Source organism: Streptomyces sp. NBC_00236 (assembly GCF_036195045.1).
Taxonomy (GTDB): Bacteria; Actinomycetota; Actinomycetes; order Streptomycetales; family Streptomycetaceae; genus Streptomyces.
The window spans coordinates 2,334,709-2,357,057 of record NZ_CP108100.1 but is presented as its reverse complement, the minus strand read 5'-3'; the positions used below and the strand labels follow the sequence as shown (position 1 = coordinate 2,357,057).

Sequence of the window (22,349 nt, the reverse complement as noted above, 5' to 3'; positions counted from 1 at the left end):
GCCATGCGTGATCTCGGGGCGGGCCTCGGCCATCTGATCAAGGGACAGCGCTGGGTCGTCTGGCACGGCAGATGGTTCGGCCTCGGGCTGCTGCCCGGCCTGATCACCCTCGTGCTGTACGCGGGCGCCCTCGTCGGCCTCGGCTACGGGGCCGACGACCTGGCGGACTGGGCGACCCCGTTCGCCGACGACTGGTCCTCGCCCTGGCTCGGCCTGCTCCGCAACACCCTGACCGTGCTGGTCTTCGCCTTCGGCCTCTTCCTCGCCGTCATCACGTTCACGGCGGTGACCCTGCTTGTCGGGCAGCCCTTCTACGAGTCGCTCTCCGAGGAGGTGGACCGCGCCGAGGGAGGCAAGGCCCCTGAGTCCGGGCTGCCGCTGTGGCAGGAGCTGTGGATCTCCGCCCGTGACAGCGTGCGCATCCTGGTGCGCGTCGCGCTGTACGCCGTCCTGCTCTTCGCCCTCGGATTCGTTCCGGTCGCGGGGCAGACCGTCGTCCCGATCCTTGGGTTCTGTGTCACGGGGTACTTCCTCGCCGAGGAACTCACCGCCGTCGCGCTCCAGCGCCGCGGCATGGTGCTGAAGGACCGGCTCGTCCTGCTGCGCGGCCGCCGGCTGCTGATCCTCGGCTTCGGCGTCCCGCTCGGGCTCGCGTTCCTGGTCCCGTTCGTCGCCGTGTTCCTGATGCCGGGGGCCGTCGCGGGGGCGACGCTGCTGGCGCGCGACCTGGTGGGGGAGGAGAGCGTGGGGACGGAGCCGCCGCCCCCGCGCCCCTGAGCGGTCAGCTTCCGTGCACCTCCAGCGCGGTGCGTACGGCGGACTCCAACGCCCCCTCGATCCAGGCGGGCTTGACGGACGTGTGGCAGCCCGCGAAGTGCAACGGTCCCTCGACCGACCGCACATCGGCGAGCAGTTCGGTGTGCTGGCCGGGCAGCAGGACGGACGCCTCGCCGTACGCGTACGGGTCGCGCATCCACGACTGCGTGGCACCGGCTCCCGTGTAGAAGACCTCGATGCGCTGCCCGTACACGTCCTGGACCCCGCCCAGGGCGTGCGGGTAGCGCTCGTCGTCGTCCAGGGAGTCCCACTTCAGTGCGTCGTCGGCCCAGCTGTACGAGGCGAGCAGGACCCCGCCCCTGCTGCCCTCGACCGGGTGGGAGGGCTGGTACATGAAGCGGTTGGCGTTGTCGGTGACCGATCCGCCGCCGATGACATGGGCCGCCTCGGGCTGGTTGCGGGAGGTCGCGCGGTACGCCGCGTAGTGCACGCGCTGGTTGGGCGGAATGTGTCCGGACGGTACGGAGGGGTGCGCGCCCAGCAGTGAGCCGTCGGCCGGCGCCTTGCCGAGCCGGTAAGCGTCGTACAGTCCGGGCCGGACCTTCTCCAGCTCCCGCTTCCAGTCCTTCTCCTCGAACTCCCACCAGCGGCGGCTGAATTCGAGCAGCACCTTGGTGGCGGTGTCGTAGTGGACCTCGGTGATCGCCCGCCGCTTGCCGTACGAGAGCGGCGGTGTGACCGGGACGTGCCGCAGGCCGGAGAACGGCACGGTGATGATCGCCCGGTCCCCGGTGAAGGTCTCCCGGACGACCTTGCCGTCACGGCCCTCCGACACCGTCTCGACCCGGACGCCGTCCTTCCCGTGGCTGATCCTGGCGGCCCGGCGGTCCAGCCGCACCAGGTCCTTCACCCGCGCGTACATGGCGTCGGCCAGCGTCGCCGTGCCGTCGGGCAGTTCGTAGAACGCGGTGTCCGGGCTGATCAGGGAAGCCCCGATGAAGCTGTGCACGAAGGCGAGCGGGAGCCGCGAGGTGAGGTTCTCGACCGTGCCGATGAGGTCGATGGTGCGCTCGTCCAGCTTGGCCGCCTCGGTCAGGAAGCGGAACATCGACCAGTGGCCGTACCGCTCGATGACCCGGGCCCAGCCCTGGACGAGCTCGGAACCCTCCTTGCCCTCGAACTCCTTGCGTACGGGGGCGAAGGCCTCCCGCACGATGGCCGAGGCGGTCTTGTCCTCGAAGGCGGCCGGAACCCCGAAGGACCGGTTGACCGCCTGCGGCTTCTGCGCGTAGTCCGCCTTGCGGACCCGGATGCCGTTGACGTGGATCCAGGTGTGGTTGACGGGCTTGCCCGCGGCGTCGACGTCGACGAGGTGGAAGCGGCGGCGCTTCAGCTCGAAGCCGTCCATGAGCCCGGTGACGAGCGGGTGGCTGTCGGGGATCCGCATCGCCCCGGCCTCGGCGTACTGCTTGGGGTCGGCGAAGGGCGACTTCGCGTTCTCGTGGCCGCCGTTGCGGAAGGTCTTGATCCGGCCGCCGACGCGGTTGCCGTTGGCCTCGATCACGGTGACGGTGTGCCCGGCCTCGCGGAGCAGATGGGCGGCGGTGAGCCCGGCCGGGCCCGCGCCGACGATCAGCACCTTCTTCGGGGCCTTGCGGCTGCGCGGCAGCCCCTTGGAGAGCAGGACGTCACGGTAGTGCGGTACCAGCGGCTTGTCCTGCTCGTCGTGGACGAGGATGGCGCGGGCGACGGTCAGGCAGGCGTCCCAGTCGGAGCCGGGGGCGGCAGCCGGGGCCGTGAGGGAGCCCGGTGAGGCGGCGTCGGCCGTGGTCACGGCGGTGGTGGCAAGAGCGGCGGCACCTGCGGCGGCACCCGCGATGAGGGTGCGCCTGGAGGGCAGGCCGGAGGTCGGTTCGGCAGGCTTGGAAGTCATGCGGTCACCCTGGGGGGCGCGGGACGGGGCGCATTACGCGGACGCGCGTAGATCATCCGGAATCACCCGCAGGTGGTGCTTAACGATCTTGTAATATCGGCGTTCCCGCAGGTCAGCCAAGCTCTGCCGATGCCGCCTCAGCGCACCGAGAAGCCGTACACCGTCGTCGAGACGAACTCCTCGCCCGGCCGCAGCACCGTGCTCGGGAACTCCGGCCGGTTCGGCGAGTCCGGGAAGTGCTGGGTCTCCAGGGCGATCCCGGCGCACGGGACGAACGGCCGTCCCCCGAAGTGGTCCGCCGTGTACAGCTGCAGGCCCGGCTCCGTCGTCGTGACGGTCAGGACCCGCCCCGACACCTCGTCGTACAGCTCGGCGACCGGGCCCGTCACGTCCTCGTCCAGCACGAAGTTGTGGTCGTACTCCTTGGAGACCGGCCGCGGCTCCCGGAAGTCGAACCGCGTCCCGTCCACCGGCAGGAACTCGCCCGTCGGCAGGGACTCCGCGTCGGCCGGGGTGATCCGCCCGGCCGCGATCCGCAGCCGCTGGCCGAGCGCACTGCCGGATTCGGCGCCCGCCAGGTTCCAGTACGTGTGGTTGGTCAGGTTCAGCACGGTCGGCGCGTCCGTCGTCGCCCGGTACGCGATCCGCAGCGCCCCGTCCTCGTCCAGGGTGTACGCCACCGAGACCTCCAGCCGCCCCGGGAAGCCCTCCTCGCCGTCCGCCGCGACCAGGGACAGCTCCACCCCGCCGGCGATCTCGCGGGCGTCCCACACCCGCTTGTCGAAGCCGGTGGTCCCGCCGTGCACATGGTTGCGGCCCTCGTTGCGCGTGACCTGATACGTCCGCCCGTCGAGCACGAACGCCGCCCCGCCGATCCGGTTCGCGTACCGCCCGACCAGCGCCCCGAAGTACGGCCCGGTGTACCGCTGGTACGAGGCGAGATCCGGCAGCCCGAGCGCCACCCCGGCCCGTGCGCCGTCCCGGTCGGGCACCTCGACCGACTGCACGACGGCGCCGTACGTCAGCAACCGGACCCGCGTGCCACCGCGTTCCAGCGTCCAGCGGTCAACGGCTGTGCCGTCCCCGAGGGTGCCGAAGTGTTCCGTACGCATCACCGTGTTCGAACCCGTGTCCATGATCGCGAACTTTAGCCCGGAGGCCGTGCCGCCGTGACATTGCGGTAGGCGATCTCGGCGAGCCGGGCCTGCCCGTTGCGCCCCGGATGGAACCAGTCCCACTGGCTGAGCTGCTTGCCGGTGAACCGGTAGTCGAACACCGCCCCGCCGTCGTAACGGCAGCGCCGGTCCTTCGCGCACACCTCGCGCAGGACCTCGTTGTACGCGACGACACGGTCCTGCACCGCCGTGCGCCGGGCCACCGCGGAGGCCCCCATGTTGTCCGCGTCACCCAGCATCGACTTGCAGATGCCCAGCTTCCAGATCTGCTTGCCCAGCTGATTGACCCGGCCCGTCGACCAGAGCCGCTTGAGGTCCGGCACGCTCGACACGTACACCTGTGTCTTCGGCGCCGCGCTGCGCAGCTGACGCAGCGACGCCTCGAACGACGCCCGGAAGTCCGCCACCGGAGTCATGGTCCGCACGGAGTCCCGGCAGGCGTCGTTCGCACCGATCATCACCGTCACCAGATCAGGGTCCTCCTGCGCGGCCAGCGCCATCTGCTCCGGCAGCTGGGCGATCCTGGCGCCCGTCTCGGCGTGGTTCCAGCTGCGGTCGGCGGCGCCCGACGCGCCGAGGAGACGTACCGCCAGGCTGCGCACCGAGCTGTCCGTGCCGGTCGCCCAAGAGGCCTCGGGACAGTCGGCCAGTACCGAACAGGCGTCGAAGCCGCGAGTGATGGAGTCCCCGACAGCGGCGACCGATTCCGGACTGCGGTCCCAGAGCGGTGCGGCGGCCGGTTTCCGGCCCGCGTCCGCCTTCGCGCCCTTCGTCGTCCCGTCGGGCCCGGAGTCACAGCCCGTCAGGACGGCCGTGCCGAGGAACGTCACGGCGGCCAGTGCGGCCAGTGCGGTGCGCGAACGGTGCCGTACGGAGCGATCCGGCATTGCCCTCGTCCCCTCCTGTTCCTGTCCCATGCCTCCGGCACACCCGTGCGGCACCGGTCGGCGGGCCCGCGTGCTCCGCAGGGTGAATGCTGAGCGAATCATGGGCCCGGGACCGACGGTACGTCACACCTCGGACGCCGCCGCACGGTAGCTTTTCCCCGTCGAACCAGTGGTTCCTTCGGCTGCCCGGCTCCACTCGGGTGGCCCTCGAACTTCACATCACGTCACATACCCTCCCTTCTCCGGACATTAACTCCCGATACTGTTTACTGATGACAGCTTCGGGAAGTCGGCCGAAAAGAGGCAGTACGGGCGCGAGGCCGCTGGGGAAGGCGAACCTCGTCCCACACTGGAGGTCCCGGTGACGACACGTGGAGTCCTGTACGTCCACTCAGCCCCGCGCGCGCTCTGCCCCCACGTCGAATGGGCGGTGGGGGGCGTACTCGGCGTGCGGGTCCAGCTCGACTGGATCAGACAGCCGGCCGCACCCGGCACCTGGCGCTCCGAATTCTCCTGGCAGGCCAGCCCGGGCACGGCGTCGAAACTGGCCTCCGCGCTGCGCGGCTGGGATCTGCTGCGCTTCGAGGTGACGGCGGAACCCTCGCCGACCGCGGAGGGCGAGCGCTACAGCTCCACGCCCGGACTCGGCATCTTCCACGCCGTCACCGGCATGCACGGCGACATCCTGGTCCCCGAGGACCGGCTGAGGGCCGCGCTGGCACGGTCGTTGAGCGGCGAGAGCGACCTGGAGGGCGAGATCGCCAAGCTCCTGGGCAAGCCGTGGGACGACGAGCTGGAATCCTTCCGCCACGCGGGCGAGGGCGCGCCGGTGCGGTGGCTGCACCAGGTGGTGTGACGTTGCCGGGGCTCTCCTGGCGTGGCTGAATACGGCCTTCCAAGAGGAGATCAGCCCAAATCAAGCCCCTCCGGCGATTGAGGAGCGGGGGTCCGGGGGCGGAGCCCCCGAAAAGGCCCGCGCCAAGCGTGAAGCCCGCCTCTCCTCACGGGAGAGACGGGCTTCACGCGTACAGGCGCGAAAGATCACACGCTACGGAACGCCAGCACCACGTTGTGCCCGCCGAACCCGAACGAGTTGTTGATCGCCGCGATCGGACCCTCCGGCAGCGGACGGGGATCGTCGCGCACGATGTCCGCCTCGACCGCCTCGTCGAGGTGCTCGACGTTGATGGTCGGCGGAGCCATCCGGTGGTGCAGGGCCAGCACGGTCGCCACGGTCTCGATACCGCCCGCGCCACCGAGCAGGTGCCCCGTCATCGACTTCGTCGCCGAGATCGCGACGTGGTCCAGATCATCGCCCAGGACCTTGCGCAGTGCCTTCAGCTCCGCGATGTCACCCTGCGGCGTGGACGTGGCGTGCGCGTTGAGGTGCACGACCTCGGACGGCTTGAGGTCCGTCTGGTCCAGCAGGTTCTGCATCGCCGTGGCGATGCCGCGCCCGGTCGGTTCGGGCTGGGCGATGTGGTGGGCGTCCGCGGACAGCCCCTGGCCCAGGACCTCGCAGTAGACCCGGGCGCCACGCGCGGCGGCGTGCTCCGCGGACTCCAGGACGACGACACCGGCGCCCTCGCCGAGGACGAAGCCGTCCCGGCCCGTGTCGTACGGGCGCGAGGCCTTCTCGGGCTCGTCGTTGCTCTTGGACATCGCCATCATGTTGGCGAACGCGGCGATCGGCAGCGGGTGGATCGCCGCCTCGGTGCCACCGGCGAGGACCACGTCGGCACGGCCGGTACGGATCATCTCGACGGCGTAGCCGATGGCCTCGGCACCCGACGCGCAGGCGGACACCGGGGTGTGGACGCCCGCCTGGGCGTTCACCTCGATACCCACGTTGGCGGCCGGGCCGTTGGGCATGAGCATGGGCACGGTGTGCGGGGAGACGCGGCGTACGCCCTTCTCCTTCAGCACGTCGTACTGGTCGAGCAGGGTGATCACGCCGCCGATACCGGAGGCGATGACCGAACCCAGCCGCTCGGGGCGGATCTTCTCGTCCTCACCGGCAGGGCCGGTGAAGCCCGCGTCCGCCCACGCCTCACGGGACGCGATCAGCGCGAACTGCGCCGAGCGGTCCAGCTTGCGGGCGAGCGGGCGGGGCAGGACGTCGCCCGGGTCGACGGCCGCGAGGGCCGCGATCCGGACAGGCAGTTCGGCGAAACGTTCGCCCTCAAGAGGCTTGACGCCGGAACGGCCGGCCATCAGACCTTCCCAGGTCGATGCGGAATCGCCACCCAGCGGAGTGGTTGCGCCGATACCGGTGACGACCACGGTGCGATTGGTCGAGCTCACTGGAAAATCTTCTCCACGTGTAGAGGGTCGTGAATCAGCGGCGCCACCGCCGGGTGGCGACACAGCTCGGCTGGGATCAGCCCTGGTGCTTGAGGATGTAGTCGGCGGCGTCGCCGACCGTCTTGAGGTTCTTGACGTCCTCGTCGGGGATCTTGACGTCGAAGCGCTCCTCGGCGGCGACGACGACCTCGACCATGGACAGCGAGTCGACGTCCAGGTCGTCGGTGAAGGACTTGTCCAGCTGGACGTCCTCGACCGGGATACCGGCGATCTCGTTGACGATCTCGGCGAGACCGGTGACGATCTCTTCCTGCGTGGCGGCCATGTTGGCGCTCCTTCGGTGATATCTGCTGGGTTCGGGCGACCGGGCGAAAAGACCCGGTGTGCCTAGGGGAGGGTAACGACCGTCGCGGCGTAGACGAGACCCGCCCCGAAGCCGATGACGAGCGCGGTGTCGCCGCTCTTCGCCTGACCGGTCGCCAGGAGCCGCTCCATTGCGAGCGGAATCGAGGCGGCGGAGGTGTTGCCGGTGGTTTCCACGTCACGGGCGACCGTGACGTGCTCCGGCAGCTTCAGTGTCTTCACCATCGAGTCGATGATCCGCATGTTGGCCTGGTGCGGAATGAAGACGTCCAGGTCTGCCGGGGCGATCCCGGCCGCGTCCAGCGCCTGCTGGGCGACCTTCGCCATCTCGAAGACGGCCCAGCGGAAGACCGCCTGGCCCTCCTGCGTGATGGCCGGGAACTTCTCCGGACGGTCGGCGTGGAAGGTGTCCCACGCCACGGTCTGCTTGATCGTCTCGGACTTGTCGCCCTCGGAGCCCCAGACCGTCGGGCCTATGGCGGGCACCTGGGAGGGGCCGACGATGACCGCACCGGCGCCGTCGCCGAACAGGAACGCCGTCGCGCGGTCGCTCAGGTCGGTGAGGTCGCTCAGCCGCTCCACGCCGATGACGAGTACGTACTCGGCCGAGCCCTCGACGATCATGCCCTTGGCGAGCGTCAGGCCGTAGCCGAAGCCCGCGCAGCCGGCCGAGATGTCGAAGGCGGCGGGCTTGCCCGCACCGATCTTGTGGGCGATCTCGGTCGCGATGGCCGGGGTCTGCTTGAAGTGCGAGACGGTGGAGACGATGACCGCGCCGATCTGCTCCGGCGTGATCCCGGCGTCGGCGATGGCCTTGCCGGACGCCTCGACGGACATCGCGGCCACGGTCTCCTCGTCGGAGGCCCAGTGGCGGGTGGCGATGCCGGACCGGGAGCGGATCCACTCGTCGGACGAGTCGATCGTCTCGAGGATCACCTCGTTGGGCACGACACGGGTCGGGCGGTAGCCGCCCACACCCATGATCCGCGCGTACGGGGCGCCCTGGCTGGGCTTGATCTTCGACATGCTCTCGGGCTCCTTAGGCGCCTGCGTGCTCAGCGATGAGCGCGCGGGCCGCGTCGAGGTCGTCGGGGGTCTTGAGCGCGAGGGTCTGCACGCCGGGCAGTGCGCGCTTGGCCAGACCGGTCAGCGTGCCGCCGGGGCAGGCCTCGACGATCGCGGTGACGCCCAGCGCCTTGAACGTCTCCATGCACAGGTCCCAGCGGACCGGGTTGGCGACCTGGCCGACCAGCCGGGAGATGACCTCCGCGCCGGTGGCGACGGTCTGCCCGTCGGCGTTCGAGACATATGTCACGGCCGGGTCGGAGATCTCCAGGGCCGCGGCGGCCTCACGGAGACGCTCGACCGCGGGAGCCATGTGATGCGTGTGGAACGCGCCGGCGACCTTGAGCGGGACGACCCGGCGCACACCCTCGGGCTTGTCCTCGGCGAGCGCGGCGATCTGCGCGGCCGTGCCGGCGGCGACGATCTGGCCGCCCCCGTTGACGTTCGCGGGCGTCAGACCGAGCTTCTCCAGGTGCGGGACGGTGACCTCGGGGTCACCGCCGAGCAGCGCAGCCATGCCGGTCTCGGTGACCGCGGCGGCCTCGGCCATGCCGAGCCCACGGGTACGGACGAAACGCAGCGCCGCCTCGTCGCCGATGACCCCGGCGAGAGCGGCCGCGGTGATTTCACCCACGCTGTGACCTGCGACGACGGCCGGAGAAGCATCCAGCGCGGCAGCGGACAGCAGACCCGCGGCGACCAGCAGCGGCTGAGCCACCGCGGTGTCGCGGATCTCGTCCGCGTCAGCCTTGGTGCCGTAGTGGGCAAGGTCGAGCCCGATGGCGTCGGACCAGGCCGCGATGCGGTCGGTGGCACCGGGGAGGTCGAGCCAGGGAGTCAGGAAGCCGGGCGTCTGAGCGCCTTGGCCGGGAGCGACGAGTACGAGCACCCTCACACTCTCTCTTGTGAACGGTACGGAACGCCCGTGGGGACAGGGACGAAGAACCGTAGGGGGAATTGTTGATGTCCGACAAAAGTCTAGGACTGGAGATCCCTGTCGGCCAGACGCCCCAGAATCAGGGCGATCCGCAGAGTGAACGCCGAGCGGACGTCGGACGGGGACCAGCCGGTGACGTCTGTCACACGTCGGAGCCGGTAGCGCACGGTGTTGGGGTGGACGAAGAGCATCCTGGCGGCGCCTTCGAGACTGCTCGCCTGTTCCAGATACACACTCAGCGTCTCCAGGAGGGCAGAACCTGCTTCTTCGAGCGGTCTGTAGATCTCCTCCACCAACTGATCCCGTGCGGCCGGGTCGCCCGCCATCGCGCGCTCCGGCAGAAGATCGTCCGCGAGGACCGGCCGCGGGGCGTCCTGCCAGGCACCGCACGCCTTGAGCCCGGCAGCCGCCGCCTGCGCGGACCGGGTCGCGGCCAGCAGGTCGGGCACCACGGGCCCGGCGACGACCGGACCCGCCGCGTACGGGCCGATCAGCGCCTTCGCGACCTGGAGCGGGTTGTCGCTGCCGCCGGCGATCACGACCAGGCGGTTGCCCAGCACCCCGGTCAGGACCTGGAGCTTGGCGTGCCGGGCGGCTCGGCGGATCGCCTCCACCGTCAGCTCGCTGTCCCCGTCGGGGGCGGTGCCCAGGAGCACGCACACATGCTCGGGCGAGTTCCAGCCGAGCGCGGCGGCCCGGGACACGGCGCCCTCGTCGGCCTCGCCGGACAGCACCGCGTTGACCACGAGCGATTCCAGCCGGGCGTCCCACGCGCCACGGGCCTCGGCGGCCTGCGCGTACACCTGGGCGGTCGCGAAGGCGATCTCCCGCGCGTAGACGAGCAGCGCCTCACGCAGCACCGACTCGTCGCCGGGCGCGGCGACTTCGTCGATCGCCGCCTCCATGACCTCGATGGTCGTCCGCACCATCTCGACGGTCTGCCGCAGCGTGATCGCCCGGGTCAGCTCGCGCGGAGCCGTACCGAAGACATCGGTCGAGATGGCCTGCGGGGTCTCCGGATGCCGGAACCACTCGGTGAACGCGGCGATACCGGCCTGGGCCACCAGACCGATCCAGGACCGGTTCTCCGGTGGCATCGCCCGGTACCAGGGCAGCGACTCGTCCATGCGGGCGATCGCGTTCGCGGCCAGCCGGCCGGAGGACTGCTCCAGCCGTTTCAGGGTCGCGGCATGGAGATGGGCGGCGTTCGCAGCGGGCTGCTCAGGATCGGGTCGGGGCACGGGGACAAGACTGCCCTATCCGGACGCGTGCCCGAAGGGGCGGGGCGGGTGGCGGGTCGTACCGCCGGGTAGCCGACGGGAGCCCGGGGGCCCGCCCCGCCCGGCCGGGCTACCGTGGGGCGGGTGATTTCCGTACGTCGCTCGGGCGACCGCTTCAGGGGTGGGGACGGGGCGGCCGGCATCGAGTCCCGGCACTCCTTCTCCTTCGGCACGTTCTACGACCCCGACAACCTCCGCTTCGGCCCGGTCCTGGCCTGCAACGAGGAACGCCTCGCCCCCGGCGCCGGGTTCGAGGAGCACCCGCACAGCCACACCGAGATCGTCACCTGGGTCGTGGAGGGCGAGCTGACCCACCGGGACTCGGCCGGTCACGCCACCGTCGTACGGCCCGGGGACGTCCAGCACCTCAGCGCGGCCTCCGGCGTCCGCCACGTCGAACGCAACGACGGTGAAGGGACGTTGACGTTCCTCCAGATGTGGCTCGCGCCCCTGGAGCCGGGCGGCGAGCCCTCGTACACGACGGTCCACGGGATCGCCGACTCCACCCCGTACGCGCTGCCGGAGTCCGGCGCGATGCTCCACGTGCGCCGGCTGGCCGAGGGTGAGCGCGCGGCGGTGCCGGACGCGCCGCGGGTGTACGTGCACGTGGTGCGGGGGGTCGTGCGGATCGGTGACGCGGAGCTGACGGGGGGCGACGCGGCGCGGATCGCGGAGGAGACGGGCCTTGAGCTGGTCGCGGGTGGGACGTCCGAGGTGCTGATCTGGGAGCTCCCCGGCTGACGCCACCGGATGACCTATCTGCGCCACATCGACCACATCGGCGGACCGGCCCGGAACGTCATCTCCTCGTGCACGGCGAAACCGTGCCGCTCGTAGAACGTCAGATTGCGGGAGTTGCTCGACTCCAGGAACACCGGCCGCCCGTCCGCGTCGGCCTGCTCCAGCAGCCCGCTCAGCACTTGCGAGCCACGCCCCGTGCCGCGCGCGTCCGCGTGGGTGCCGATGTACTCGACGTACCAGTGGGCCGGCCCGGCCGGGTGGCGGTGCTCCAGGGCGAGCAACCGCAACCCCGTCCGTGGCAGTTGGGCCCGCCCGGCTCGTAGCAGCGTGCCCGCGTTGCGCAGCAGGTAGCTCACCGGGAGCTTCCACTGCCCGGGCTCCGCCCACACCGCCGCGACCGTGCGGTTCTCGTCCGTCCACACCCGGCCCGCCGGGACCTGCTGGGCGAGGTGCGCGGTGAACAGGAGCCGCAGCCGCCGGTCCCGGTCGTGCGGCATCAGCCAGGACCAGACGGGGTCCTCGGCGTACGCGCTGGCGAGGACGGCGGCGAGCGCCGGGACGTCGGAGGCGGTCGCGCGGACTGTGTGGGCCATGGCCGGGGAGCGTAGCGGTCATCGGTGATCACCGACCAGTGGCGCGGCATGGTGGATCAACAAGCCAACGGGGCGCGAGTTTCGGCTATCACCGTGCAGCATCTCGACCCGGCGCCGAGGGCCGTGGAAATCTTCCGGTGCCTCAGGAATACGTCCCTGGTTCGCCCGCCGTTCTCTCCGGCGGCCTAGTTTTCGCAGGCACGCGCCGACGTTCCTCCCCCTCGAATCACTCCCCCCAGAGGTGGCCCCTGATGATCCTCCACACCGCCGAGTCCCCGAGTCCCGACACCGAGAACAGCGCCACCGGCGAGCACACCGGCGAATTCCGCATCACGCGGCGCCGGATGCTGCAGACGGCCGCCGTCACCCTCGGTGCGATCGCCGCAGGCCCGGTCGCCGAGGCGGTCGCCGGGGCGCAGGCCAGTGCGGCCGACTACGTCCTGCCCAAGGGCTACAACGGCGACATATCCGATCTGAAGCACGTGGTGATCCTGATGCAGGAGAACCGGTCCTTCGACCACTACCTCGGTCAGCTGCGCGGCGTACGCGGACACGACGACAAGCAGGTCCTGAGATTCCAGGACGGCACGAACGTCTTCCAGCAACGCGACGCCACCGGCGCCATCGTGACGCCCGCCGTGTCGACCGCCACCTGGAGCGACAAGCACAACTTCTACGGGGCCAACGGCGGGCGGTGGGACACCTGGGTGAAGGACAAGGGCGACCACTGCATGTGGTACTACACGCCCGACTACATGCCGTGGATGTACTCGCTGGCCTCCCACTACACCGTCTGCGACATGAACTTCTGCTCCATGCACGGGCCGACCATCCCCAACCGCTACTACCTGATGACCGGTTCGGGCGGCGGCGAGACCACCAACGCCAAGCAGAACAACTACAGCCGCACCTGGACCACGGTCCCCGAACAGCTCCAGCAGGCCGGCATCGACTGGCGGGTCTACTCCGACAACAGCGGCAACGGCGTCGGCGGCAGCCTCCAGAACGGCTTCATCGGCGAGTACGGCTGCAACGTCACCAACAGCTTCGCCGCCTTCGACCCCCGCACGGCGGACGCGGCCGACCTCGAACCGGGCACCGGCAAGATCTGGAAGGCCAACTCCTTCGTCTACGAGGGCGCCACCACGCCCAACGACGACTCCGAGGCGAACCTCGACGCCGTCCTCCGCGACCTGATCGCCGCCTGCGAACCGGGGGCCGAGCACCCCCTGCCCGAGGTCTCCTGGGTGGTGATGCCCGCCGCGTGGAGTGAGCACCCGGGCTTCGACACGGTGCACGGCGAGCGCTACATGAACAAGATCCTCAAGACGCTCCAGAGCAACCAGGACATCTGGAACCACACCCTGGTGATCATCACCTACGACGAGAACGACGGAAAGTTCGACCACGTCCTGCCCCCGCGCCCGGAGGAGGGCACGCCCGGCGAGTACTCCGGTACCACTCCGTACGGGTTCGGCCCCCGGGTACCGATGCTGCTGGTCTCGCCGTGGACCCGGGGCGGCTATGTCGCCTCGGAGGTGTTCGACCACACCTCGACGGTGAAGTTCCTGGAGACCTGGGCCGCCCACCTGGGCAAGCCGTTCACCTGCCCGAACATCACCGACTGGCGCCGGTCGATCGCCGGCGACCTGACCAGCGCGATCGACTTCGCACACCCGCGCCCGGGCCCGGTCGTCATCGCCGACCCGGTCACCGGCACCCCGCCGAAGCCGCCGCGTGACCGGATGGAGTCGCGCGGCCTCTCCTTCCACCCGCACGCCACCTTCACCGAGGACCGTGCCGCCGGCACGGTGACCGCCTCCATGTCGCTGTCCGGGGGCCCGGAGGGCAAGGCGGTGAGCCTCCAGGTCTTCCCCGACCGGTACCTCCCGTTCGCCAACACCCCGTACACGGTGAGCGCGGCGAACCCGCGTACGTACACCTGGGACACGAACGCGACCGACGGCAAGTACGCCTTCTCCGTCTACGGCCCCGACGGCTTCCTGCGCTCCTTCGCAGGGCAGGTGATTCCCGAGGGCGGGAGCACTGATCGCGACGGCCATCCGCGCGTGGAGGCGGAGTTGGTCAAGGGCAGGCGCGCCGTGGTCAGGCTGCGCCTGCACAACGACGGCAGGCACCCCGTCCGTTACACGCTGAAGGCCAACGACTACGTCGGCGGCACCCGGAAGATCACCGTGCCCGGCGGCCGCTCCACCGTCGTGAACTGGCCCACCGAGCACGGCTACTACGACGTGGTGCTCACCGCCGACAAGGGCACCGGCTGGACGCAGCGGTACGCGGGGCGGGTGGCGACGGTCTGAACGACGGAGCGGTGACGGCCCGCTGCTAGCCGGCGAACTGCGGGTCCTCCTTCTGGTTGTAGATCTCCTTGCCGGATGCGTCGTACGCGTGGACGTAGGGGTTCGGGCCCGTGAAGTGCGGGTCGGAGGTGTCGGCGGACAGGGCTGCCGAATAGACGAACGCGCCGCCCGCCATGACCGCCGGGTACTGCTTCGGGTCGTCGCCGTAGCTGATGGCGACCTTGGAAACGTTGGACGCGTAGTGTCCGGCGCCCAGCATGAGGTACTTCCCCTTGCCGGCGACCGTGCCGAGGGAGTCGAAGTACGCGATCGTGTGACCGGTGCCCCACAGGCGGTTGTTGATGAACGTGGGCGGGGAGTCCGGGCTGTTGCCCTTGTTGCCCTTCGACTCGCACTGCACGTACTGGCCGGCGGAGTCCACGGCGACGACCACGCCGTCCCAGTCCTTCGAGGCGAGGGGAGTGCGGACGGCGACCACCGAGTGGTACCGCGACGCGTCCGCGCCCAGGCAGGAGGAGAGGATCTTGGTGACGGTCCCCGCGTCGATCGGGGTCGTCTTCCCGCTGGTGACGGTGAAGGCGTCCGGAGCGGTGGTCACGGGGGCCTTGTCGGTTCCGCCCGATGTGGAGCCGGACGTGGTGCCCGTACTCGGTGACGCAGTGGCGCCCGTAGGGTTTCCGGCGGGGCCGGCGAGAACCGGCTCGGCGTCCCCCGCCCCGCCGAAGGCGGCCACGGCCGCGACGCTCACCGCCGCGACCCCGGCGGCTACGGCCAGCGGCACGCCCCACCTGCGGTGCAGCGAAGCACGGTTGTCCTCGGGATCGATCTTCATCAGTAGCTCCTCACGAGTCCGCCGGTGATTCGGCAGATCACGATCGGAAGGAGCCGCAGGAATGCCCTGCGCGTCATTCATCGTGCGACCTCCTTCGCGTGGACGGGGGTACTGGAACTGAATGACGCCGTCACCGTCGCTCCGTCGAGGAGGTCGGCCCCCAGCCTCCGCCGGGCCCGGTGCAGTCGGGACTTCACGGTCCCGACCGCCACCCCCAGCGCTGCTGCGGCTGCCTGCTGATCCAGGCCCGTCCACACGCAGAGCTCGACCACCTCGCGTTCGTGGCGCGGCAGCCGCGCCAGCGCCCGGTGGATCTCCGACATCCGACGCTCGTCGTCGACCATGACGACGACGTGGTCGGCGTGGTCGCCCACGGACTCGTCATGCGAGACGAGCCGACGCAGCAGCGCCTCCGCCCGCCTCAGCCGCCGCCTGGTGTTCGACAGCAGGTGGTCGGCGATGCCCAGCAACCAGGGCAAGGCGGAGTCGCGGTCCAGCACCGTCTCGGACCGTCGCCGCCAGGCGTGCAGGAAAACGGTCGACGTGAGGTCTTCGGCCTCGGACCAGTCGGCCGTCCGTCGGAACACATGGTTGTAGACGGTCTTCCCATGACGGTCGAAGATCCGGCCGAACGCCTCCCGGTCGCCGTCGACAGCCCTCGCCCACAGCTCCCGGTCGGATATCCCTCCGACCGGTACGGCGGAATCAGCGTCTTTCGGTTCCATGCCCTGTACGTGTCCGGCAACGGGCCGAAGGTTCCCGCTGGACCGGATCTTCGCGTCGTCGGACTGATTCGGCCCTGCCGCGAAGGATCTTCGAGTCGATATGGCATGACTTGATCTCATGTTGGTGCTTGCCCTGCCCGAAGCGCGACCTCTCGTTCGGCAGTGAGGTGAGGTGAGGTGAGGTGAGGTGACGGGGACTGGGGCGGGGACGGCTGCGGTCAGTCGGCGGCGGTCAGTTCACGGGCGAAGCGGCGGACGGCGTCGGTGAAGGCCTCCGGGTCGTCGAAGTTCGCAAGATGCCTCGCTCGCGGGATCAATTCGACACGGGCCTGCGGATGGGCCCGGGCGAAGGCCGCTTCACCTGACCGGAAGACCGTGTCTTTCTCGCCGTTCAGAATGAGCACGGGAGCCGCGACATGACGCATCGCGTTCGCGTCGAACCGCCCCAGCACCTCGCCCCAGGCGGCCGGCAGCGTATGGAAGGCGTAACCGGAACGAATGGTCGCCTCCACCACATCAGCCGGGTAGAGCCGCCGCAGCAGCCGGTCGTTCATCCGTGCCAGCCGGTCCGCCGGTACGCGGGGCACCAGCCCGGCGGCCCACCGGTACGGCGTCGACCACGCCCCGCGCGTCGAGGCGCTGGCCCCCGCGAGAACCAGGCCCCGCAGCCGTCCGGGGCAGCGCCGCGCGAACTCCAGCGCGGCGTACCCGCCGAGCGAGTGCCCGACGACGAGGGCCGGTCCGCTGTCCAGTGAGTCCACGGCGGACGCGATGATCTCGGTGGCCGACGTCAGACTCCAGGGCTGACCGGAACGGGCTCCGTGCCCCGGCAGGTCGACGGCTGTGACCTGGTATTCGCCTCGGAGCGCGGCGAGTTGTGAACTCCACTGCCCCGCGCTGAACCGCGTTCCGTGGACGAAAACGATGGGTGGTGCAACCGCTGCCGTCATGAGCCCCCCAGAGCACGCCTGTTCGGGCCGAGCTTACCGATGAGCCCGCCCTCGTTGCCGCTGGGAATCGGGGCGTCGCGTGACATCCCCGATGGCTCGAAGAGAGGCGAGGCATGTCGTGAGCTCGACGGACAGCGCGAGAGCGTCCAGAGCGGATGTCGCCGACCGGCCGGACCGGACGACCCGCGCCCTCACGCAGCATGGTCATGTCGACGGCGACTGAGGACCAGGCACAGGCCCCGGAAGAAGCGGCGGTGGCGGGCGCGGCAGCCGTAATCGGGCCAACCTGCCAGTAGCCTCGTTCTCGTCTCCGCAGGCACCCCTTGGACCACACCGCCAGGAGGAATTGGTGTCATATCCGCAACTGCTCACCCCCGAGGAGAAGCTCGCCGACGCGAAGAGGCTGTTGAGCCTCCCGGGTATCGTCGTGATCTGCGGCTCCACCCGCTTCATGGCCGAGATGAACGAGGCCGATCTGCGGGAGACCGAAGCCGGAAGGATCGTCGTCAAACCGGGCTGCGACCTGAAGTCGCCGCACGCACTCTGGTCCGATCCTGTCGAGGCCCAGGCGCTGAAGGTTCGACTCGACGATCTGCACCGGGCGAAGATCCGCCTCGCCGATGAGGTACTGGTAGTGGGCGACTACATCGGGGACAGCACCCGAGCCGAAATCGCCTACGCCCGGTCGCTGGGCAAGCCCGTGCGGTTCTCACACCCCGAAGTCGACCCTGACGCCTGAGGCCCAGGCCGGTGGTTCAGGGTGGCAGTCAGGCCACGCGCCGAAGCGGCGACAACGCCTCGTGCAGATCTGCGAACCGGCGGTAGTGGACGGCGGTCATCCCGGCTTCGCGGGCCGCTGCGACATTGGCCTCGGTGTCGTCGATGAACAGGCAGCGGTCGACCGCCGCCTCCAGGCGCTCGGCAGCGGTGCCGTAGACACGAAGATCCGGTTTCGCGACGCCGATGCGCGCGGTGTTCACGACGGCATGGGCGAGGTCGGCGAGTCCTTGGCGTTCCAGGTCCCGCTCCAGCCGTGTGGTTGCGTTGGAGACCAGGGCTACGGACGCGACCGCGCGTACCTCCTTGAGCAGCGCGACGACTTCTTGATCGACGGCGGGCAGGAGGGCGGACCAGGCCCCCACCGCAGCGTCCGCTCGCTCCTTTGATCCGTGGCGGGCCGCGAGTTCGACGGCGACCGCAGATCGCCACTGCTCGTCGGTGATCTGCCCGGTGATGGCCGGGTGCAGGCGTACGGGGGCGAATGCCGCGGCTGCGAGCGCGCCGATGGGAAGCCCGTGCTCTCGCTCCAACTCGTCCGCAGCCGGCCAGTGGCGGATCACGCCGTCGATGTCGCAGAGCACGGCGTCGTAGGGCAGAAGGGGCGTCACTCCCCGCGAAGCCCTTCCACGAAGCCGCGCCATGCGCCGGCTCCGACCACGATGACGGGGCCGTCGTGGACCTTGCTGTCGCGGACGGGGACGGAGCCGCAGGTGCCGGCAGCGACCTCGACGCAGTCGCCGCCGTTGGTTCCGCTGTACGACGACTTACGCCAGGCCGCGCCGCCGGTCACGGTGCACTCGACGCACTCGCCGCCGTTGGTTCCGCTGTACGACGACTTGCGCCAGCGCGCTCCTGCCAACTCATGACTGGTTTCCATAGCGTTCCTCCATCACGCGAGCGATCAGCAATGCCGAGTCCTCGGGGGAGAGGGCTGTAGCTTGCAGCCGAGCGTAGCCGACCGAACGCTCCTTGATTACTGATGGGTTGGCGGTCATATGGCCTTGATCGTAGCTCTCCACGTAGAAGAGGTCAGGGTCGTCCTCGAAACGCAGCAAGGTGAACGACCCCATCATTCCCGTGTGTTGCCCGACGTCGAATGGCAGCACCTGAACCTGTACCCAGGGGTCGTTCCGGAGACCCAACAGCCGCCCAAGTTGCTCTCGCATGACGTCACGCCCGCCGACCTCCTGGAGCAGTGCGGCCTCGCTCATGACGATCCACAGCGCGGGGGGATTCTCGCGCCCTAGAATCCGCTGCCGGTCCAGCCGCGCGGCCGCCATTTCGTCGATTCTGTCCGGGTAGTCGACCCCGAGGAGGGCCCGCGCATACCCCTCCGTCTGCAACAGCCCGTAGACCAACTGCGCCTGGTACGTCGAGATGTAGGCGGCCTTCGCCTCCATCTCCGCGTACGGCTGGAACCACGTTGGCAGCTGGCTCCGCAGGACCAGGCCCATCAGCCGGGAGAACGTCCCGTCCGTACCCAGCGCGGCGTCGACGCGTTCGGAGAAGTCGCGGGTGGGTAGCTTCCTCGTGGTCTCGATCTGGCCGATCAGTGAGCCCGTACAGAAGATGATCTCGCCCAACTGGCCCTGGTTCAGGCCGGCGGCCTCGCGCAGGCGGCGCAACTCCCAGCCGTAGTAGTCCAGTGGAGAGGCGCTGGGATCGAGCGACTGGACGTTGGCCACGGCAGGACCTCCGGTGTGCAACGCCTCGCGGCGTTCGTTTCGGTACGTAGCCGAGCGTAGTCACCTGGTCGCACGATGGTGACATGAATCACGTAATTGCTCACCGGACCGAGTCCGAAGAGCCCGTCTACCGGGCCGACTTCGCCATGGGCGAGCACTCCGCCCGGCACCTGCGGCGCATCCTGCGGCTCTACCTCACCGGATGGGGCATGGCGGACCTCGCCGACGCTGCCGAGCTCGCGCTCACCGAGCTGATCGCCAATGTGGTCCGGCACGTGCCCGGCCGCCGCTGCCAGACCTTCGTCTTCCGGCTCCCGGACGGCGAGGGCGTGCGTGTCGAAGTGGCGGACGACTGCCCGCAGATCCCTGTCGTGGTCGAGGGCGATGTGCTCGACGAGGGCGGAAGGGGGCTGCACCTCGTCGGCGCCGTCGCCGACAAGTGGGGCGTCGAGGCGCGTCGCGACGGCGGCGGCAAGGCGGTGTGGTTCGAGTGCCTGACCGCCGCCGGGCCGCCGGTTACGCCCGCAGTTCCGCCAGCACCGAGTCCGTGAACGGCGGCCACACCTCGGCCGCCCACGGGCCGAAAGCCCGGTCGGTCAGCGCCACGCACGCCGCGCCCGCCGCCGGGTCGATCCACAGGAACGTGCCGGACTGCCCGAAGTGACCGAAGGTCGCGGGGGAGGAGGAGGTGCCGGTCCAGTGCGGCGACTTGTGGTCCCGGATCTCGAAGCCGAGGCCCCAGTCGTTGGGGTTCTGGTGGCCGTAGCCGGGCAGGACGCCCTTCAGGCCGGGGTGGACGACGCTCTGCGCCTCCAGCACCGTGCGCGGGTCGAGCAGGCGCGGGGCCTGGACCTCGGCGGCGAACCGGGTGAGGTCCTCGACCGTCGAGACGCCGTCGCGCGCGGGGGAGCCGTCCAGCGTGGTCGCCGTCATGCCCAGAGGCTCCAGCACCGCCTGGCGCAGGTACTCGGGGAACGGGATGTCGGTGGCCTTCGCGATGTGATCGCCGAGCACCTCGAAGCCGGCGTTCGAGTAGAGCCGCCGGGTGCCGGGCGGGGCCGTCACCCGGTGCTCGTCGAACGCGAGACCGCTGGTGTGGGCGAGCAGATGCCGGACCGTGGATCCGTCGGGGCCCGCCGGTTCGTCGAGTTCGACCGCGCCCTCCTCGTACGCCACCAGCGCCGCGTAGGCCGCGAGCGGCTTGGTGACGGAGGCGAGCGGGAAGCGGTGCGCGGTGGGCCCGTGCGTACCGGCGACCGTCCCGTCTGCTCGTACGACGGCCGCTGCCGCGGTGGGGACGGGCCAGTTCTCGATCATCGCCAGGCTTTGCATACCTACGAGACTAACGACCTGGTGTGCGAGGCAAGCGGATCAGTGAGAGGCACAGGACCTCGGGGGCCTGCTGGGGGCCACTCACTGTCGCGCACCAGCCGGCAGACCTGTCGTCGTAAGCCGGCAGACCTGTCCCCGTAACTGGACGACGCCCCCAGAGCTGATCCTGGTCGAACCGTGTCAGTGGCCGGTGACGGGAACCGGGGGTGCTGATCAATGGGTACGACGACGGCTCGCTTGCTCCGGGGGAACCACTGCTGGACCGGCCGGGTCTCTGGTGGAACTACTTGCTGGCGGCGTGCGGCGATGGGGCGAGTGCCGCGCGCCCTGCTCCGGAGTGGTTCGGCGATGACGGCACTGATGCCGACGCCTTGGCCGAGGTCCGACATCGCGACCGATCTTTCACGGACCTCAGCCCGGCGGGTCGCGGAAGATGTCAGCCAGGGAAATCTTTTGGGCGCGAGCGGTATGGGGGCATCTCGCCGAAGGGATTGCGGAGTGTTGATTCGGCCCGTCCGCGCCGGAGCCGTCCGCCACGTTCGCCAGAAATCTCCGGTTGACGTCGATCAGGTGATCAAGTGCTTCCCTGGCGGCGGCCAGGCTGTCAATGGTGGATGAAAGGCGGGTTCGCTCCTCATTCATTGCCGTCAAGGCGTTCCGGGCTCTGTCCGGGGTGGGCAGCGTCATGCAGGGGACCAATTGGGCGATGGTTCTGCTGGACATTCCGGCGGCCAGAAAGACCTGAATCAGCGCCACTCGCTGGATGTGTGCGTCGTCGTAGCACCGCTGGCCGCTGGGGGACCTCGTGCTGACCAGCAAACCCTGCTGCTCGTAGTAGCGCAGCGATCGACGGCTTGCTCCTGTCCGGGTGGACAGTTCACCGATCCGCATCCGAACCCCTCCCGTGTGTGCTGAGTCAGAGCGGCTTGCCCATGACATCGATGTGAGCGTTTAGGTTAACTCCATGGCCCGCGATCTGCTGTCGAGGTATCCGGCCGCGGGCTCCTCGTATGCCTGAGAGCACGAAAGGGAAAAGCTCGTGATCAAGTTCGTTTTCATGATCAATCGTGTCGCCGGAATGACCTTCGGGGAGTTCGTCGCGCATCACCGGGACCGCCACGCCCCGTTGTTCACGTCAATTCCGGAAGCGCGGCAGTACGTGAAGAAGTACACCGTCTCGCATCCGGTACCCGCAGGGGGGTACCCGAGTCCGTCCTACGACGGTCTCACCGAGATCTGGTTCGAGAGTTGGGCGGATCACGATGCCTTCTTTGCGTCCAAGAATTACAAGGAGTTGGTGAATCCGGACGAGAGCAGGTTCATCGACAGACATTCGGTGGCGGTGATGGTCACTGAAGAAAGGGTTGTTATCCAAGGGGCGACCCGCCAGGAAATGCGGGAAAGCTCCTAGTACTCCAGTGTGGCTTCGTGATGCACCCGCTGGCTGCGTGGATGAGCCCTCGTCGGCACAGACCGCGGTGGGCTTCGGCACGACGGCGCGGGCTGCGACGGACCCGAAGAGGTCCACCAGGGCATCAGCGACGAGGAGTGCGTGGCCGCGCTCAAGGTGCTGCGCAGGATGGTGGCCAATGTCGACGGCGACGGGGCTCCTGGTAATCCGTTCTGATTGCGCGATCTCGTGAAGGGCCCGGCTGGGAACGGGAGCAGC

At 69.6% G+C, this 22,349-nt stretch carries 23 protein-coding genes and 2 pseudogenes; 8 read left to right on the top strand and 17 right to left on the bottom strand.

Annotation, left to right across the window (positions count from 1 at the left end):
- Nucleotides 1-3 precede the first annotated feature (3 nt).
- Nucleotides 4-777 (top strand): EI24 domain-containing protein, encoded by a 774-nt coding sequence (locus OG446_RS10510; RefSeq protein ID WP_328893773.1) that lies wholly within the window; start codon nucleotides 4-6, stop codon nucleotides 775-777.
- A gap of 4 nt (nucleotides 778-781) precedes the next feature.
- On the opposite strand, the gene OG446_RS10505 is transcribed toward OG446_RS10510, so the two are convergent.
- The 3 genes from OG446_RS10505 to OG446_RS10495 all read right to left on the bottom strand — a co-directional run bounded on the left by OG446_RS10505 (nucleotide 782) and on the right by OG446_RS10495 (nucleotide 4,772).
- Nucleotides 782-2,710, bottom strand: coding sequence for a flavin monoamine oxidase family protein (locus OG446_RS10505; protein WP_328893772.1), 1,929 nt, complete (start codon nucleotides 2,708-2,710; stop codon nucleotides 782-784).
- 137 nt (nucleotides 2,711-2,847) lie between these two features.
- Complete coding sequence (locus tag OG446_RS10500) at nucleotides 2,848-3,846, bottom strand: aldose epimerase family protein (RefSeq protein WP_328893771.1); 999 nt, start codon at nucleotides 3,844-3,846, stop codon at nucleotides 2,848-2,850.
- Nucleotides 3,847-3,857: 11 nt separating this feature from the next.
- Nucleotides 3,858-4,772: an SGNH/GDSL hydrolase family protein gene (locus tag OG446_RS10495; protein ID WP_328893770.1), complete on the bottom strand. Its 915-nt coding sequence runs from the start codon at nucleotides 4,770-4,772 to the stop codon at nucleotides 3,858-3,860.
- 361 nt (nucleotides 4,773-5,133) lie between these two features.
- Here OG446_RS10495 and OG446_RS10490 point away from each other — a divergent pair, with 361 nt between their 5' ends.
- Nucleotides 5,134-5,628: a DUF3145 domain-containing protein gene (locus OG446_RS10490; protein WP_328893769.1), complete on the top strand. Its 495-nt coding sequence runs from the start codon at nucleotides 5,134-5,136 to the stop codon at nucleotides 5,626-5,628.
- Nucleotides 5,629-5,813: 185 nt separating this feature from the next.
- On the opposite strand, the gene fabF is transcribed toward OG446_RS10490, so the two are convergent.
- The 5 genes from fabF to OG446_RS10465 form a co-directional block, all read right to left on the bottom strand.
- Entirely contained in the window at nucleotides 5,814-7,076 is a 1,263-nt protein-coding gene (fabF, locus tag OG446_RS10485) for a beta-ketoacyl-ACP synthase II (RefSeq protein ID WP_328893768.1), read from the bottom strand.
- A gap of 76 nt (nucleotides 7,077-7,152) precedes the next feature.
- Nucleotides 7,153-7,401 carry an acyl carrier protein gene (locus tag OG446_RS10480; RefSeq protein ID WP_014045780.1) on the bottom strand — a complete coding sequence of 83 codons (249 nt, stop codon included), beginning with the start codon at nucleotides 7,399-7,401 and terminating at the stop codon, nucleotides 7,153-7,155.
- Between the two features lie 62 nt (nucleotides 7,402-7,463).
- Entirely contained in the window at nucleotides 7,464-8,465 is a 1,002-nt protein-coding gene (locus tag OG446_RS10475) for a ketoacyl-ACP synthase III (RefSeq protein WP_328893767.1), read from the bottom strand.
- 13 nt (nucleotides 8,466-8,478) lie between these two features.
- Nucleotides 8,479-9,393 carry an ACP S-malonyltransferase gene (locus OG446_RS10470; protein WP_328893766.1) on the bottom strand — a complete coding sequence of 305 codons (915 nt, stop codon included), beginning with the start codon at nucleotides 9,391-9,393 and terminating at the stop codon, nucleotides 8,479-8,481.
- A gap of 89 nt (nucleotides 9,394-9,482) precedes the next feature.
- Nucleotides 9,483-10,682 carry a PucR family transcriptional regulator gene (locus OG446_RS10465; protein WP_148017432.1) on the bottom strand — a complete coding sequence of 400 codons (1,200 nt, stop codon included), beginning with the start codon at nucleotides 10,680-10,682 and terminating at the stop codon, nucleotides 9,483-9,485.
- Between the two features lie 123 nt (nucleotides 10,683-10,805).
- Here OG446_RS10465 and OG446_RS10460 point away from each other — a divergent pair, with 123 nt between their 5' ends.
- The gene (locus OG446_RS10460) at nucleotides 10,806-11,462 is read left to right on the top strand and encodes a pirin family protein (protein ID WP_328893765.1); all 657 of its coding nucleotides are present in this window, start codon (nucleotides 10,806-10,808) and stop codon (nucleotides 11,460-11,462) included.
- Nucleotides 11,463-11,476: 14 nt separating this feature from the next.
- On the opposite strand, the gene OG446_RS10455 is transcribed toward OG446_RS10460, so the two are convergent.
- A complete protein-coding gene (locus OG446_RS10455; RefSeq protein ID WP_328893764.1) occupies nucleotides 11,477-12,055 on the bottom strand; it encodes a GNAT family N-acetyltransferase in 579 nt (192 codons plus the stop codon).
- Nucleotides 12,056-12,306: 251 nt separating this feature from the next.
- Between OG446_RS10455 and OG446_RS10450 the strand changes: the two genes are divergently transcribed.
- On the top strand, nucleotides 12,307-14,376 hold the full coding sequence (locus tag OG446_RS10450) for an alkaline phosphatase family protein (protein WP_328893763.1): 2,070 nt from the start codon (nucleotides 12,307-12,309) through the stop codon (nucleotides 14,374-14,376).
- A gap of 25 nt (nucleotides 14,377-14,401) precedes the next feature.
- Here OG446_RS10450 and OG446_RS10445 read toward each other — a convergent pair whose 3' ends face one another.
- The 3 genes from OG446_RS10445 to OG446_RS10435 all read right to left on the bottom strand — a co-directional run bounded on the left by OG446_RS10445 (nucleotide 14,402) and on the right by OG446_RS10435 (nucleotide 16,883).
- Nucleotides 14,402-15,208 carry a hypothetical protein gene (locus OG446_RS10445; protein WP_328893762.1) on the bottom strand — a complete coding sequence of 269 codons (807 nt, stop codon included), beginning with the start codon at nucleotides 15,206-15,208 and terminating at the stop codon, nucleotides 14,402-14,404.
- A 77-nt stretch (nucleotides 15,209-15,285) separates the two neighbouring features.
- On the bottom strand, nucleotides 15,286-15,933 hold the full coding sequence (locus OG446_RS10440) for an RNA polymerase sigma factor (RefSeq protein ID WP_328893761.1): 648 nt from the start codon (nucleotides 15,931-15,933) through the stop codon (nucleotides 15,286-15,288).
- 218 nt (nucleotides 15,934-16,151) lie between these two features.
- A complete protein-coding gene (locus OG446_RS10435) occupies nucleotides 16,152-16,883 on the bottom strand; it encodes an alpha/beta fold hydrolase (RefSeq protein WP_328893760.1) in 732 nt (243 codons plus the stop codon).
- 349 nt (nucleotides 16,884-17,232) lie between these two features.
- Between OG446_RS10435 and OG446_RS10430 the strand changes: the two genes are divergently transcribed.
- On the top strand, nucleotides 17,233-17,622 hold the full coding sequence (locus OG446_RS10430) for a hypothetical protein (RefSeq protein WP_328893759.1): 390 nt from the start codon (nucleotides 17,233-17,235) through the stop codon (nucleotides 17,620-17,622).
- A 28-nt stretch (nucleotides 17,623-17,650) separates the two neighbouring features.
- Here OG446_RS10430 and OG446_RS10425 read toward each other — a convergent pair whose 3' ends face one another.
- Genes OG446_RS10425 through OG446_RS10415 form a run of 3 tightly spaced genes read right to left on the bottom strand, consistent with a single transcriptional unit; the run spans nucleotide 17,651 to nucleotide 19,348 of the window.
- Entirely contained in the window at nucleotides 17,651-18,271 is a 621-nt protein-coding gene (locus OG446_RS10425) for an HAD-IA family hydrolase (RefSeq protein WP_328893758.1), read from the bottom strand.
- Complete coding sequence (locus OG446_RS10420; protein WP_328893757.1) at nucleotides 18,268-18,540, bottom strand: DUF397 domain-containing protein; 273 nt, start codon at nucleotides 18,538-18,540, stop codon at nucleotides 18,268-18,270. The genes OG446_RS10425 and OG446_RS10420 overlap by 4 nt, the downstream gene beginning before the upstream one ends.
- The gene (locus OG446_RS10415) at nucleotides 18,524-19,348 is read right to left on the bottom strand and encodes a helix-turn-helix domain-containing protein (RefSeq protein WP_328893756.1); all 825 of its coding nucleotides are present in this window, start codon (nucleotides 19,346-19,348) and stop codon (nucleotides 18,524-18,526) included. The genes OG446_RS10420 and OG446_RS10415 overlap by 17 nt, the downstream gene beginning before the upstream one ends.
- Nucleotides 19,349-19,431: 83 nt before the next feature.
- Here OG446_RS10415 and OG446_RS10410 point away from each other — a divergent pair, with 83 nt between their 5' ends.
- Nucleotides 19,432-19,899: an ATP-binding protein gene (locus OG446_RS10410; RefSeq protein ID WP_328893755.1), complete on the top strand. Its 468-nt coding sequence runs from the start codon at nucleotides 19,432-19,434 to the stop codon at nucleotides 19,897-19,899.
- On the opposite strand, the gene OG446_RS10405 is transcribed toward OG446_RS10410, so the two are convergent.
- Together OG446_RS10405 and OG446_RS10400 are read right to left on the bottom strand one after the other, a co-directional pair.
- On the bottom strand, nucleotides 19,865-20,680 hold the full coding sequence (locus tag OG446_RS10405) for a serine hydrolase domain-containing protein (RefSeq protein WP_328893754.1): 816 nt from the start codon (nucleotides 20,678-20,680) through the stop codon (nucleotides 19,865-19,867). The genes OG446_RS10410 and OG446_RS10405 overlap by 35 nt on opposite strands.
- Nucleotides 20,681-21,205: 525 nt before the next feature.
- Nucleotides 21,206-21,571 (bottom strand): annotated as a pseudogene (locus tag OG446_RS10400) (MerR family transcriptional regulator); the annotation flags it as partial.
- 148 nt (nucleotides 21,572-21,719) lie between these two features.
- Here OG446_RS10400 and OG446_RS10395 point away from each other — a divergent pair.
- Both OG446_RS10395 and OG446_RS10390 read left to right on the top strand, forming a co-directional pair.
- Nucleotides 21,720-22,091, top strand: coding sequence for an EthD domain-containing protein (locus OG446_RS10395; protein ID WP_328893753.1), 372 nt, complete (start codon nucleotides 21,720-21,722; stop codon nucleotides 22,089-22,091).
- A 111-nt stretch (nucleotides 22,092-22,202) separates the two neighbouring features.
- Nucleotides 22,203-22,307: pseudogene (locus tag OG446_RS10390) on the top strand (MarR family transcriptional regulator); the annotation flags it as partial.
- Nucleotides 22,308-22,349: the final 42 nt, after the last annotated feature.

Bases quoted from the DNA above. Each gene is read 5' to 3' on its own strand.
- OG446_RS10510 (WP_328893773.1), top strand. From the start codon at position 4: ATGCGTGATCTCGGGGCGGGCCTCGGCCATCTGATCAAGGGACAGCGC.
- OG446_RS10505 (WP_328893772.1), bottom strand. From the start codon at position 2,710: ATGACTTCCAAGCCTGCCGAACCGACCTCCGGCCTGCCCTCCAGGCGC.
- OG446_RS10500 (WP_328893771.1), bottom strand. From the start codon at position 3,846: ATGGACACGGGTTCGAACACGGTGATGCGTACGGAACACTTCGGCACC.
- OG446_RS10495 (WP_328893770.1), bottom strand. From the start codon at position 4,772: ATGCCGGATCGCTCCGTACGGCACCGTTCGCGCACCGCACTGGCCGCA.
- OG446_RS10480 (WP_014045780.1), bottom strand. From the start codon at position 7,401: ATGGCCGCCACGCAGGAAGAGATCGTCACCGGTCTCGCCGAGATCGTC.
- OG446_RS10475 (WP_328893767.1), bottom strand. From the start codon at position 8,465: ATGTCGAAGATCAAGCCCAGCCAGGGCGCCCCGTACGCGCGGATCATG.
- OG446_RS10455 (WP_328893764.1), bottom strand. From the start codon at position 12,055: ATGGCCCACACAGTCCGCGCGACCGCCTCCGACGTCCCGGCGCTCGCC.
- OG446_RS10450 (WP_328893763.1), top strand. From the start codon at position 12,307: ATGATCCTCCACACCGCCGAGTCCCCGAGTCCCGACACCGAGAACAGC.
- OG446_RS10445 (WP_328893762.1), bottom strand. From the start codon at position 15,208: ATGAAGATCGATCCCGAGGACAACCGTGCTTCGCTGCACCGCAGGTGG.
- OG446_RS10440 (WP_328893761.1), bottom strand. From the start codon at position 15,933: ATGGAACCGAAAGACGCTGATTCCGCCGTACCGGTCGGAGGGATATCC.
- OG446_RS10435 (WP_328893760.1), bottom strand. From the start codon at position 16,883: ATGACGGCAGCGGTTGCACCACCCATCGTTTTCGTCCACGGAACGCGG.
- OG446_RS10420 (WP_328893757.1), bottom strand. From the start codon at position 18,540: ATGGAAACCAGTCATGAGTTGGCAGGAGCGCGCTGGCGCAAGTCGTCG.
- OG446_RS10410 (WP_328893755.1), top strand. From the start codon at position 19,432: ATGAATCACGTAATTGCTCACCGGACCGAGTCCGAAGAGCCCGTCTAC.
- OG446_RS10405 (WP_328893754.1), bottom strand. From the start codon at position 20,680: ATGCAAAGCCTGGCGATGATCGAGAACTGGCCCGTCCCCACCGCGGCA.